Origin of the sequence: Paraburkholderia sp. ZP32-5 (genome assembly GCF_021390495.1) — a bacterium.
Taxonomy (GTDB): Bacteria; Pseudomonadota; Gammaproteobacteria; order Burkholderiales; family Burkholderiaceae; genus Paraburkholderia.
Genome location: NZ_JAJEJP010000001.1, coordinates 64,430 through 77,323 on the forward strand (window position 1 = coordinate 64,430; position 12,894 = coordinate 77,323).

Here is a 12,894-nt window from a genome sequence, read left to right on the forward strand (position 1 = left end):
TATGGAAACGGATGCAGCAAACAAGAAGGTCATCATCATTGCCGGTCCCAATGGGGCTGGCAAGACAACGTTCGCTCGGTCGTTCCTGCCTGCCGAAGCACAGCTTCCCCGTTTCGTGAACGCAGACCTGATCGCGGCCGGGCTTGCCCCGTTTGCACCGGAAACCGCGGCGATCAAAGCGGCCCGGCTGATGCTGGAAGAAATAGCGCAATACGCCCGACTCGGCGAGAGTTTCGCGTTTGAAACTACCCTGTCGGGTCTGGTGTACATCCGGCACGTCCGGCGATGGCGAGCGCAGGGCTACCGTGTTAGCCTGTTTTTCCTGAGCCTGCCTGACGCGGAAACCGCTATTGCGCGCGTGGCCGAGCGGGTACGCCAGGGCGGCCACGATATTCCCGAGCTGGTCATCCGTCGGCGGTTTGCTGCTGGCCTGAAGAATTTCGAGCAGCATTACCGTCACGCGGTGGACGACTGGGCACTGTACGATAATTCCGGCAATACGCCCGTCATGCTGGAGTGGGGAGAGAACTGATGAAGCAGCAGGACCTATCCAAGGCCAAAAACCCGGATTTGCGCGCATCGCTTGCCGCCATGCAGCGTGCGGCCGAACTCGCGCGCCGTACTGCCGTGCAGACCGATACGGCTATCGTCGTGGTGCAGAACGGCAAGCTGGTGCGTATTTCGGCCGAGGAATTGCGAAACGGGCAATCGACGTAACTTGCGTTCTTTTCGTGAGCGGTATTGCTGTCGACCAGCAGTACTCATGCTGATTTTTGCGTCTCTCAATTGCGAATAGCCTTGCGCCGCCCAAGCGCACTTTGAGCTCCTTTCCCATCCGCAGCCGCAATACTTCGGGCGCATTCCGTAATGCAACATTGCGGCAACGCACGTCGTTTTCTGATGTCCGACACATTGGTCAAGCCTTATCGGCCGAGGATTGGGTGTCCGCTAGAATGGTTGCCATTGACCACTCGAACGAAACCACGGACACCTGCAAGGTTTTCCGATTGTAGGGCCCCCGGTTGCTGACATCGAATGCGGTGACAAAAAAAGACGAACCCATGTCGCCGCCGGTTCCTCGGTGCCCACGGGCCCGCGTTAAGGCCGGCCGTACGGCCAGGTGACGCACGGGCGGGAGGTAACCTCGGTTGACGAAATGCTTACGCAGATGGAGGCGTTTGAAGGGGTTTTCATCGCATCGACCAACCTGCTCGACGGATTCGAGCAGGCCGTGTTGCGTCGGTTCGATCTGACGCTAAGGTTTGACTACCTTTGTGCCGATCAAGCATGGATGCTGTTATGTCGTGAGGCGAGGGCACGCGGGTTGCCTCAGCCGCTCGCCGTAACCCGTGCACGCCTCGTGCGGATTCATGCGATTACTCCGGGCGACTATGCGGCAGTCGTGCGCCGTCATCGCTTTTATCCGGGCCACTCGGCGGAGGCATTTGTCACGGCGCTTGAGGAAGAATGTGCGCTGAAAGAAGACCCGGCGCAGCGAATGGGATTCGTCCGAGTATCTAGCTGATGCGCCAGTTGCAATATCACAATATCAACGTCTCAATGGGGATCAGGCATGTCGGGGAAATGCAAATTTTGTGGATCATCGTCATATGGCACGTGTAGCTCTAGCCCGCATGGGAAGCATGAGCACCACGATGACGAAAAGCATTGCGAGTTCTGTGGATCGTCGTCATATGGCACATGTAGCAACAGTCCGTTCCGGAAGCACAAGCATGGGAGCGGTGCCAACAAGTGCATTTATTGTGGATCGACCTCCACGGGGACGTGTTCTTCCAGCCCTCACGGACGGCATGAAAAATAAACTCCAGTGATCCGCGATCATGGCTTTTCAACTTTCGTGGCTTGATCACGATGCAGCCGCTGCGCAACGCAGCTTGCAGGTTCTCTCGCTCTTCGACGAGCCGGACGCGTGCATCGCTACAAGGGTTACGCCGTCCGCAAAAACGTGGCGCTCAGGCACGGGCATACGGCACCGCAACGTGCGCTTGGCGTGCACGGCGATGTCTGGAGCACACTGTTCGATTTGGCCGTCGAGAGCCGGCCAGCCAATGCCAACGATCTGATTCCGCTCTGGATCTACGAGGTCGAAGGCGGGTCGCAGATCGAACGCACAGTGATGGCGCTGCCGCTCAGCCGCGCCAAGAAGATCTGCTGTCTTGCCTAGAGCGGACGTTCGACTCAGACAGCGCCGAGAACCGTCGGGCAATGGCGCATCTCGCTGAGTCCGAAGCCGCGCAAACAGTAGGAACGACCGCAGGCAGAAGCCGGAACGATGCCGGTGACTGGCCGTTGAAGGCCAGTCTCGTGCGAATATTTCGCGCGTGAAAAATCCGTCGCCAGCATGCGCGAGTACATCGAAGCCGTCACGCTTCAGGTGGCTCGCTATGGCCGAGTTGCGCTTGCGTCGGTCCTCGGATGCTTCGCTAAAAGGCGCGAAGGTCTGGTACAGCCAATTGCAACCGCCGGTAGCCAATGGACGGCCAGGAGCGGCGCGATTGTTGCCGTAATACGGTGGATCACATTTCGTGAAGTGACCGTGATGGCAAAAAATAAGAACCCGTGTCGTCGCGGGTTCCTCTGTGCTTACAGGGCGGCGTTACGGATTGCCGTACTGCCAAGTGTTGGTGTAATACTCGCCATCAGCTTGCCAGCCAAGCTGCACCTGAACGGTTTGCTCTGCCGTCGCGGCTGCAGTCGATGTCAGCACGTCGGTGAACGGAGTGTTGAACGTGAACGGTGACGGCGTATTGCCCGTACTCGCCCCCCATACTGTCGCATCGTAGGTCGTGCCCGGTATGCCCGCCTGGGCAACTCCGAGGGAATTGATTGATGCCCAGAAGTTTGGATAGAGGGAGCTGGCCGGAATCGTCCAGTCGAGCGAGGCCGACATACCCGGTGCACTTTGGGTACCGGAGCCACCCGGCGTCAGGTAGTTCGCGATCACGTCGTTGCTGAGTGTCTGCCATGCCACCGTGCTGCCTGCCGCCGCCGAATAGTTGCGCGCGATGTTCTGGATTTGCTCCGAACGGATCTCAGTGCCGGTTGTATCGTATAGCGTCACTGTGTAGACACCGAAGTTCGAGATCGTCGCGACGTTTTGCGATGACGACGCATATTCCGGCAGACCGTTCAACGAGAATGACGTCGTGCTGCCCGAGAGCGGGGCCCATGCCCACTTATAGGTCGTGGACATGCCGCCATTGACGCGGTTGCCAACACTCGTGAGCGGCGCGGTGAGCGTGCCTGTCGGAATTTGCAGATATCCAGCACCCGTACCGTTACCAGCGGTCTGGAGCCACAGGCCACTAGCGGGCAGGCCCGGTCCCGTCACGACGGCAGAACCGACGCTCGTGGCCGTGCCGTTGACCTTCACCGAAGACGGAATCTGGATATTGAGACCTGACTCATAGTGCGCGTTGCCCGCATCTGCCGAATCCATGTACTGGATACGACCGAGGAACGACGCGATGTAGCTGCCGTCCTGCAACTGGTTGCCGATGATGTCCCATTGGCCGTTAGGCAATTGCTGCACGTAATCCATGCCGAAGTCGGGCGTGCCGTCTGGATCGGTCATCAGCAGATAGACGAGTGCCGACGGATTGCTGATGCCGGCAAGCGTACCCGCCGGGACGAACGCGACCGTCTTGATACCAGTCAGCACCGTACCCTTAGTAAAGAGCGTATGACGCTTGGCGAAGCTGGCGACGCCCGCGCCGATGCCGTTGTTCAGGTAGTTCGCGTCGATAGCCGACGTGCAGTTGCTGTCGGAGGTGTCCGCAGCACCGCCTTGGACGTCCGAGGCACAAGCGCTCAGCGAGGCTTGCAGGTTGGCGAGGTAGTTCGCCGGCTGAGCAGGCGCCGCGAGCGCGGTCGAAATGGCGGTGGACGCATTGAGCTGGATGGCCGTATCGGGATCGGCAAGGCTCGTGATCTGCATGCCACCACCCGAGGCCGAAGGCGTGACCGAGACCGAATCAATTACGGCGTCCGCTCCGGTCTGGCTCGGTGTGAACGCGCCGCCCACCGGATCGAATGACATGGTCGGCAGACCGTTCGCCTTGAGGATCGGCGCAAGTGCCGTGTCGAGCGTCGTCACTGCCGTAGTCACGGCTGAGGAGGTCACGACGGACAGACCGCCGTTTTGCGTGAGGGTGATCGGATTGCCGTTCGCAGTCAGCAGTGCGGCGATAGCCGTCGTGAGCGGCGTCACATTGGCCGTGACCGGCGCGTCGTTATTGGTCACGCTACTTGCGACGACGGAATAGAGGGTCCCGGTCGCGCCGGACGGATCCGTTGCCATAATTACGAAGGGGGCCGTCATGCCGATGATCGGGACGGTGTAGGAGCCGTTACTCCCGGAAGTAGCCGTGACTGTTTTGCCAATAGCGTCCGTCACGATGACGGATGCGCCGACCAGTGCATTACCGATCGCGACTGTCCCGCCCATGGAACTGGCCGAGGCCGGGGGCGTATCGGCCGAGCCGTTCGTGGAGCCTCCCGACGATCCGCCGCCACACGCGGTGAGCGCGGCGGTCGCGGCAGCGCACAGCGCAAGCTGCGCGATCCCCGATGCGCGTTTGTTTTTCATCTTGTTTTTCCTGTTGAAGTAATGGGCTCCGGACGGAACCCGGATGAGTGCCCGCCGCCGGACACGCGGTGGGCGATGAGCTTGATGAGAGAGCTACCGGGCGGCCTGCCAGCCGTTGTCGGTTTTGATCATGGAGATCGTGTCGGTGTAGGACTTCTCTGCGCCTCCCTGGACCATGTCCTTGTACTCCTGGTCGCTCGCGAAGAAATTCATCCAGAACGAGCGCGGCAGGTTGGAGCACTTGTTCGGCAGGCTATTAAGGAAATTCCGTGCGTCGGGTGTCTGGCTTAGCTGCTGCTTCAGATCGTCTTGGCGGTCTTTGTATTTCGCTTCGATTTCCTTGATGGCGGCCGAAGACTCATCCGTGCCTGAAGGGTCTTTCGCCGATGCCGTGTTGAGGTCCTGCTCTTCCAACTGGTCTAGGGCCGCTTGCCGCTTCGTCAGCTTCGCCCGTTCCTTCATGCTGCCCTGTTCGTCACTCATGGGCTTGAATTTCAGCGTGTAGGCAATGTTGATCCGATAGTTGTTTGGGTCATCGCCGGGAATGCCGTTGCTCTTCTTGAAGTCCCCCGGCGAGAGGTACGGGCAGCCATCGAGTTGCGACTGGATGACGGCCCTGGCATTGGACTCGCTCGGGGTGGAATGGCCGCACGCGGCCATTGTGGTGAGCACGGAGACGCATAGCGTAAGCCGGACGATCGTCTTGCATTTGAAGCGGGTCATGACAGTCTCTTTGGGAAAGCGGGGCGATCGGTGAGGTCGTCCTACTTTCTGAATTGATTAAATTGTCGTGTTTACTCTACAAATCAAAGCGTGATTTGGCCTAAACCGGGTAGCTCACTAACAGCTATATCGGCTGCAATTATTAAAACTGAAGAGTAAATGCTACATAAATTGAAGTGTATACAACGTCGAGATTCAGTCGACGGGTAGGCATCCTGCACGCCATGACTCCCAAGCGCTCAACTTCTCCGTCTACCCAACCGGCCCCGATTTCGATTGCCCTCGGCAAGCGGATCAAGGAGTGCCGGCACGAAGCCGGGAAATCGCAAGAGACGCTTGCGTTCGAAGCGCACGTCGACAGGACCTATATCTCAGCCATCGAACGAGGAATCGCCAACCCCTCGGTGGAGACGCTCGCGAACGTCTGTTATGCGATTGGCATCACGCTGGCCGGGCTGTTCGAACCGCTAGACGGGGTTTCGCTGAAACCGACCGGCGCGCGCCGGATCAACGCTGCCACACCGCCAGAGATCAAACGCAGCCGCCTGCGTTGATCAGGTCCGCGCCGTCCTGATCGAGAGTGCGCCTTCTAGCACTACGGTGTGCCGGTCGTAGGCGGTAATGTAGCGCGCCTGACCCGGAAGGTCGGGCTGGTCGTAGGCTAGTCGCGCGTTGTGAGTCATCAGGCGTCGCTCCGATTCGTCCGGGTCGAGCATCAACATGGTGTTCGGCTTGAAGTGGTGCCCGCGTGTCCGTCCTTCGAGTCCGATCGCCAGTGCGGCACGACAGAGCGATTCGTCCGATTGTCTCAAGCTCACGACGACGGGCCATCCTTCGGACAGTTCTCGTTCGCAGAAGTAAGCTACTGTTTCGTGCGGTCCCTCGGCTGTCGCCGTCCGCAGACCCCAGCGCAGTTCCGCCAGAACTCCGCTCAGCTCACTCATCGTGACGCCATGCAAGTAGTGCGGCCACGCGCGATCCCAAAACTCGGCCTCCGCGCCTTCGGTATAGCTGCGCAAGCAGGACGGATCGTGCAGCAGCCCGAGCGTCGCCAGCGCCATCGCCGCACAATGCAGCGCGCAGCTACCGTCCCATGCACCCTGCCTGCTGTACAGCGCGGTACCCGAGCCGACGACGCCGAGGCGTTGTTCAGGATGCAGTGTTGGCAACAGTTTCTGGACGAGAAATCCCATACGTGGCGTGCTCCTACAGGTTGGTCATCAACGAACCCGGAGTCTATTGAGCAAGCGGGACAATTCTTGTCCGACGAACGGTGTGGTCTTGCGGCGAAGCGGCCAGAAGGCACTCTCGAAAAAATGTTTTGAATAAACGCTTAAGAGATTCCTGGAATCGGCCGTTAGCCCAAGAAAGACATTTGAGCCGTTTCCACTAATTCCATTCCCCGACATGCTGGATCGAGAAATCATGCAGGTCTTGCCCGATGCAGGTAAGGGCGAGGAGCCAATCTCTACTCCCGACGTACATGGCAAACTTTGCGTCAGATTGCTCGATCCGCCGGTCGTAAAGACCGTGCAGCGACGGCTCGAAGAGATGCTCAGGGATTCGCTGGTCGTCATGGAGCAGCGCGGGCGCGCCAAGTATTGGCGAAAGGTTGCAGGCGCAAGCGGTCTCGCTGCGAAGGCTGCAGGCACGATGACGTACGACGAGGCGCTGGCCTTGCAGACGTTGCGCCGTTTTTCCACGTGGCGAATTCCGACGCTGGTGGCCGAAACGCTCTCGCCGCTGTTCGATGTGGCCGCCAAACGTCTTGCGACAGTCAACAACCAGCACGAGCGGCGCTACCGTAAATGGATCGACAAGATCGAAGTCGAAACGGGCAGCTTCGCGTTGCAATACCCTGAAGTCGATTCCGATATCTTCGCAATGGTTTCGCAGGCGCTTTTTAACGAGCAGAAACTCGAGATTGTTTATCAGCCACGCACGAAGGTCGACAACACGGAAGCGAAGGTTGTTCATCCGCTCGGGCTTGTGGAGGTGGGTGGATTGGTCTATCTCGTGGCAGCGATGCCGCGTCATCCCAATCCGGCGATGTACCGGCTCGACCGTCTCGTCCGCGCAACCATGTTGCCTGAGTCGTTTGCACAACCGCGCGGGTTCAGACTCTCGGAGTACGTGCGGGAGCAGCGTCACTTCGATTTCATGGTTGAGGGCGTGATAGATCTGAGGCTGCGTTTCAGGAATGGGGCAGGGAACCATCTACTCGAGGCGCCGCTATCCGATGATCAGCAGGTCAGACAGGGCGACGACACGCTGGAGGTGCGCGGCACTGTGCTGTTGAGCCAGCGCTTACGGTGGTGGTTGCGGGCGTTTGGGCCGAACGTCGAGGTGCTGGCGCCGGAGCGGTTGCGCTCCGAGTTGGCAGCAGAAGCGATGGCTCTGGCCGGGATTTATGCAGGCAGGTGAGATCGTGAAAGTGCTGCGTCGATGCACGGGCTGATTGCGGCGCACGAGCAGCTACCGTTGCGCTCGTGGATCGATATTTTCCGGGGGGCGTTCGGACATGATTTGTCTGAACGTGACGCTAAGTTGATGGGGCGGCGCATCGAGGCCGTCCTTTTACAGCTTTCGCAGGAGAAAACATGTACACGAATTGCAATTCCTCCCCCCTGCAACATCTGGCCGCATTTGCGATTGTTTTTGTTGCAGCAGTGGTGGGGACTGTAGCCGTAGGAGCCTATGTCGATTCGGTAACGAGCGATGCGCAGCGCGGATGAATGACATGCGTTGCATTGAATGGTGAGTCCAAGGTAGCCCGCCACATACAACAAACAGACTACTAGAAGCGATATGCCAGTACGCCCAGCGCCTTTTACGTTGAAATGCAATCAATGCGGTTGGAAGCATACCTTTGCTCCACGTAGTGACGTTCTGGTGCCGGACATCGACATCCGTTCGCATTGCCCGCGGTGTGGTGCACATGCGTTGGTTCGTTCGCAGCCGAATTTGATCGAGCGATTGTCCGGCCGATTGAGGCAGATTTTGTAGGGTAGGTGATTGAAGTACGACGCTCACGGAGATAGTTCGTCGTGGGCGATTTGAGGCGTGATCAGTATTGTTGGCACTGTCGCGCTGTTCGATCAATTTCTAATAACTTTAAGGCAGCCTTTCCATGTCTATTGAGTTGGCGCGATATACCCCGGACGAATTGACAGACACGAAGCTGAGCAGTCTGATCGATGCCAAAGCCTCGTTTCAGATCGTCAACATCCAGCACATGAGCTCAGTGGTCGAAAAAGTCGAAGGCCGGATCGAAAAGGCGGGCTTGAGCTGTCGCGTGTACACGGAGTACCGGTCGGCGGTCATGGCGGGATCAGTGCTCGGTGGAATTACAGCAATTGCCGGCGTGGCATCGGCCGCCGCGATTGCAGCGCACAACCTCGCGACGTGGGACCCGGACTATGAGTTGGGGAAGAACCAGATCAAGGGGCATCTGAGCATCGTCTACAAGAAAGAAAAATAACGAAATCGAAACCACGTGTGAAGTGGTGCTGGAAGGACCGTCGCCTTTCCGACAAGTCCGACGTGTCGCGGCTGCGGCACAGTTACTTGCATCCACACCCGGTTTTGTTTCTTCAACAGCATTCGCAATACTGATCCAGCATGCAACGAACCGACGATACATCATCGAACGGCCTGCACCAGGCCGTATTGACCGAAATCGACCATTTGCTCAGGCAACTCGAGCTCGATACGACGGACCCTCGCGTTGCGAGCACGATGGAACAGGTAGCCGATCTCGTCGCTCCGATTCATGACGATCTTGCGAAGCGAATAGAGGCCTTGCAACAGCACGCGCGCTGGGACACGTTCACCATCGCGTTTTATGGTGAAACGAACGCGGGCAAGTCGACGATCATCGAAACGCTGCGTATCCTGCTGCAGGAGCGAACCAAGGCCGAGGCGCGCTCCGCGTTCCGTGCGAAGGAGGCGGAGTTCGGCATCAGCGAAGCTGCCCTGGCGGCGCTTGCGCAGTCAATCGAGGCGAGCCGCGCGGCGCTCGACGCGAAGCGCACGGACGCGGCCGGACGTAACGGGCAACTCGATGCGGAGCACGATGCACTTCAGCAGGAACTGAATCACCTGCGCCTCGCTCTCGAGGCGAAGAAACAGAGCGCGTCGTTCTGGCAAAAGCTCGTGTGGCTGTTCATCAAACCACCGGAACAACTCCAACTCGTGCGTATCGGGCAGCAACAACGGGAACTTGCGGCGGCGCATGCGACGGAGCGCGCGAGGCTCGATACCCAGCTCGACAGCGCGCAAACCGCGCTTCAATCGCTTGAATCACAGCAGGCGAAGGCGCATGCGATGCTCGACAGCCTCGCGCCGTTCGCCGATGGCCAGATCATCGGCACGGGGCGCTCCGACTATACGCTCGACACGCATGGCTACGAATTCCATGCGAACGGCCAGCGCTTCGAACTGCTCGATGTGCCTGGCATCGAGGGGAAAGAAGCGCGTGTGATGGACAGCATTCTCGGCGCGGTGAAGGCCGCACACGCGGTGTTCTACGTGACCGGCAAGCCCTCGGCACCACAGACCGGCGACAAGGACGGGCAAGGCACGCTCGAAAAAATTCGTGAGCATCTCGGCGATCAAACCGAGGTCTGGTCGATCTTCAACAAGCGCATCACGAATCCGATCCAGCTCGAAAAAGGCGATCTGCTGAATCAGGGCGAACGTGCGAGCCTCGCGGTGCTCGACGAGACGATGCGCGAGCATCTGGGCGACAACTATCAGCGCTACATCGCTCTGAGCGCTCAGCCCGCCTTTCTCGCGGCGGCCGACTGTCTCGTGCCGGCTTCGGATACCGCGCGCAGCCGCGAGAAGTTCCTCGCGAAAGCGACGCCCGCCGATATGCTCGCGAGGTCGGGTTTCCAGCCGTTTGTCGACTGGCTGAGCGGCGGCATGGTCGCCGATAGCGATGCGCGCATTCGCGCCGCGAACGTCAACAAGGTGCGCAGTGCCGTGAAGACGGCAGCCGGCAAGATCGCGCTGATCCAGCGCGAGAAGGTCGGGCCGCTTGCAGAGGACGTGCAGCGCGACTGGGCACACGTCAGTCAGCAGCTCGCACTCGCGGTAGGCGCTCTCGCCCCCGCGTTGCAGACACGCGCCGATTCGGCGATTCGAAAGTTCGAGACGCGTGTTCGCGAGCAGATCTACACGCGAATCGAGGGTGGTATCGATAACGATGACGTGAAGGATGCCTTGGGCGCGGCGATGACGCGCGAGCAGGCAGAGTTTGAATCGGCGCTACCGTCCCAAATGGAGGCGGAACTCGAGCGATTCCAGCAGGACGTGAGCGATACGCTCGAACGCTTTCAGCGACGCGTTGCTGAACTCCAGGACGTGTATCGATCGATCGGCACACCGACGCTCGGTGGCTTCGAATTGAATATGACGTTCGACAGCGGCATCAAGTACGTGTCGCTCATTGCGGCGCTCGCCGGGGGGCTCATGATGATCTGGAATCCCGCCGGCTGGGTGACGCTTGCGATTGGCGGCGTGACGCTTGTCGTGAGTATCGCCAAAGCACTGTGGGGGCTCGTCGACAGCGATTACAAGAAATCGCAGCAGCGCAAAGCGGTGAACCAGAACATTGGTCGCGTCGTCGGCCGCCTGGAGGACGCGATGAAAAGCAATTGCGACAAGGTGATGGAGAGCGTCACCGCGAGCATTGAAGAGATCGCGGCGGAAGTCGAGCGATCGGTCGATCAGGTTGCGCAAGTCAATTCCGCTCTGATCCGGGTCAGCGCGAAGCTCACGCATTTTTCTACAACGATGTCCGAAACAGAGGTAGTGTAATGGAACAGACACTCAACTCTTTCAAGGGGCGGCAAGCGGAAACGTTGAAGGTGCTCAACGACCTTCAGGCGTTCCTGACACAAGGCGAAACGTTTGGTATTGATGCCGATCCGAACGTCAAGGCGAAGCTCGACAGCGCGATCCGCAGCATGGAAGAGGAGAAGCTGCGCGTCGTGCTGATCGGCGGTTTCTCCGAGGGCAAGACAGCAATCGCGGCCGCGTGGCTCGAACGGCTCGACAAGTCGACGATGAAGATCAGCCACGAGGAATCGTCGAATGCGGTGACGGTCTACGAGGCGGGACCCGATTGCCTGCTGATCGACACGCCGGGCCTGTTCGGCTTCAAGGAGCAGTTCGACGCACAAACCAACACGCTTGAAAAGTACAAGGAACTCACGCGCAAGTATGTGAGCGAGGCGCATCTCGTGGTCTACGTGATGGACCCGACCAACCCGATCAAGGAGAGCCATCGAGACGATCTCACATGGCTCTTCCGCTCGCTGAACCTGCTGCCGCGCACGGTGTTCGTGCTGAGCCGCTTCGACGCGGTCGCGGATGTCGAAGACGAGCGCGAATATGCGAAGCTTTTCGCGATCAAGAAGGACAACGTGGCGGGCCGCCTGCGCGATCTGATCTCGCTGACCGACGCGGAGACCGCGGAACTCGCCGTGGTAGCCGTCGCGGCAGATCCCTTCGAGATGGGCACCGAATACTGGCTCGCGGACCTCGAGCGCTTCCGCACACTCTCGCGCATCGGGCTGCTCCAGCGCGCGACATCGGAAAAGGTTTCCGCGGCGGGAGGAATAGCGGCGGTTGTCGACGAGACGCGGCGCAGTATCGTGCGCGACGTGCTCGGCAAGCAGTTGCCGATCGCCGTCCATAACGACGACCGCATCGCGCAGGAGGTAAGCCGTCTCGAAACGATGAGTAACCAGTTGCGAAAGCAAATGGTTACATCCGATGCACGCATCAACGACGTGCGCATCGGCTTGCGCAGTTTCGTGACGGACTTCTTCACCGATCTGATCCTTCAGGTGCGTGGACAGTCGCTCGATACGTTCACGGAATTCTTCGAGCGCAACATCGGATCGGACGGCGTGGTTTTGAATGCGAATCTGCAAAACGCGTTCGATCAGCAGATGCGCTCGGTGAAATTCGAGGTCAGCAAAATGGCCGTCGGCTTCGATGCGGAAGTGAATCACTTCAATACCAGCGTACGGGCATTTGGCAAGCAGGGCATCGATTACGTTGTCAAAGGTGGATTGATTAACAACACGTCAGTGCTTGCGGCGCGCGATGGCATAGTGGGCGCCGCGAAGGTCGTGGGCCTCGATCTTGGCAAGATGCTCAAGTTCAAGCCGTGGGGTGCTGTCAATCTGGCGAAGGGACTCAATGGACTATTGTCGGCGCTCGGACTTGCACTCGAAATCTGGGGCTCGGTGGAGGAGATGAGACGCGAGCAGGCATTTCGCGAAATGATCGGCAAGATGGTCGAAAACTTCGAGATGCAGCGCAAAGAATTGCTTGGTTTGATCGAGGGGCCGCACTTCGAGGATCAGTTCTTCCCGGAACTCGTCGAGTTGCGTGCAAACGTAGCGGCGGTAGCGCAAAGCGTTGCGGCGGGACGCGAGAAGCGCGAGCAGTTCCATCGCTGGCGCGATCGTGGGGAAGCGATCGACGCGGAGTTCCGGATGATCGATGCCGCCTGATAGAGCTTGCGTTAATTTTCGCGTTGGATC

Annotated in this window: 12 protein-coding genes; 9 read left to right on the forward strand and 3 right to left on the reverse strand. The window is 59.1% G+C overall.

The genetic code is table 11. The features are described from left to right. The first annotated feature begins 1 nt into the window (after nucleotide 1). The 4 genes from L0U82_RS00270 (at nucleotide 2) to L0U82_RS00285 (ending at nucleotide 2,185) form a co-directional block, all read left to right on the forward strand. The gene (locus L0U82_RS00270; protein ID WP_233827689.1) at nucleotides 2-532 is read left to right on the forward strand and encodes a zeta toxin family protein; all 531 of its coding nucleotides are present in this window, start codon (nucleotides 2-4) and stop codon (nucleotides 530-532) included. Beyond that, nucleotides 532-717 (forward strand): hypothetical protein, encoded by a 186-nt coding sequence (locus L0U82_RS00275; protein ID WP_233827691.1) that lies wholly within the window; start codon nucleotides 532-534, stop codon nucleotides 715-717. The genes L0U82_RS00270 and L0U82_RS00275 overlap by 1 nt, the downstream gene beginning before the upstream one ends. A 439-nt stretch (nucleotides 718-1,156) precedes the next feature. Next, complete coding sequence (locus L0U82_RS00280) at nucleotides 1,157-1,525, forward strand: ATP-binding protein (protein WP_233827693.1); 369 nt, start codon at nucleotides 1,157-1,159, stop codon at nucleotides 1,523-1,525. Nucleotides 1,526-1,930: 405 nt separating this feature from the next. Further along, nucleotides 1,931-2,185: a hypothetical protein gene (locus tag L0U82_RS00285; protein ID WP_233827695.1), complete on the forward strand. Its 255-nt coding sequence runs from the start codon at nucleotides 1,931-1,933 to the stop codon at nucleotides 2,183-2,185. Between the two features lie 432 nt (nucleotides 2,186-2,617). Here the strand turns inward: L0U82_RS00285 and L0U82_RS00290 are convergent, their stop codons facing one another. Continuing rightward, nucleotides 2,618-4,609, reverse strand: coding sequence for a cell wall anchor protein (locus L0U82_RS00290; protein ID WP_233827696.1), 1,992 nt, complete (start codon nucleotides 4,607-4,609; stop codon nucleotides 2,618-2,620). A 93-nt stretch (nucleotides 4,610-4,702) separates the two neighbouring features. Beyond that, a complete protein-coding gene (locus L0U82_RS00295; protein ID WP_233827697.1) occupies nucleotides 4,703-5,332 on the reverse strand; it encodes a hypothetical protein in 630 nt (209 codons plus the stop codon). A 224-nt stretch (nucleotides 5,333-5,556) separates the two neighbouring features. Between L0U82_RS00295 and L0U82_RS00300 the strand changes: the two genes are divergently transcribed. After that, nucleotides 5,557-5,886 (forward strand): helix-turn-helix domain-containing protein, encoded by a 330-nt coding sequence (locus L0U82_RS00300; RefSeq protein ID WP_233827698.1) that lies wholly within the window; start codon nucleotides 5,557-5,559, stop codon nucleotides 5,884-5,886. On the opposite strand, the gene L0U82_RS00305 is transcribed toward L0U82_RS00300, so the two are convergent. Next, nucleotides 5,887-6,525 (reverse strand): hypothetical protein, encoded by a 639-nt coding sequence (locus L0U82_RS00305; RefSeq protein ID WP_233827699.1) that lies wholly within the window; start codon nucleotides 6,523-6,525, stop codon nucleotides 5,887-5,889. It lies immediately after the preceding gene. A 232-nt stretch (nucleotides 6,526-6,757) separates the two neighbouring features. Between L0U82_RS00305 and L0U82_RS00310 the strand changes: the two genes are divergently transcribed. The 4 genes from L0U82_RS00310 (at nucleotide 6,758) to L0U82_RS00325 (ending at nucleotide 12,864) form a co-directional block, all read left to right on the forward strand. Continuing rightward, complete coding sequence (locus L0U82_RS00310; protein WP_233827700.1) at nucleotides 6,758-7,756, forward strand: helix-turn-helix transcriptional regulator; 999 nt, start codon at nucleotides 6,758-6,760, stop codon at nucleotides 7,754-7,756. A 706-nt stretch (nucleotides 7,757-8,462) separates the two neighbouring features. Continuing rightward, nucleotides 8,463-8,813 carry a hypothetical protein gene (locus L0U82_RS00315; RefSeq protein WP_233827701.1) on the forward strand — a complete coding sequence of 117 codons (351 nt, stop codon included), beginning with the start codon at nucleotides 8,463-8,465 and terminating at the stop codon, nucleotides 8,811-8,813. 140 nt (nucleotides 8,814-8,953) lie between these two features. After that, nucleotides 8,954-11,155 carry a hypothetical protein gene (locus tag L0U82_RS00320; protein ID WP_233827702.1) on the forward strand — a complete coding sequence of 734 codons (2,202 nt, stop codon included), beginning with the start codon at nucleotides 8,954-8,956 and terminating at the stop codon, nucleotides 11,153-11,155. Further along, complete coding sequence (locus L0U82_RS00325) at nucleotides 11,155-12,864, forward strand: LeoA/HP0731 family dynamin-like GTPase (protein WP_233827704.1); 1,710 nt, start codon at nucleotides 11,155-11,157, stop codon at nucleotides 12,862-12,864. Before L0U82_RS00320 ends, L0U82_RS00325 begins: the two co-directional genes overlap by 1 nt. Nucleotides 12,865-12,894: the final 30 nt, after the last annotated feature.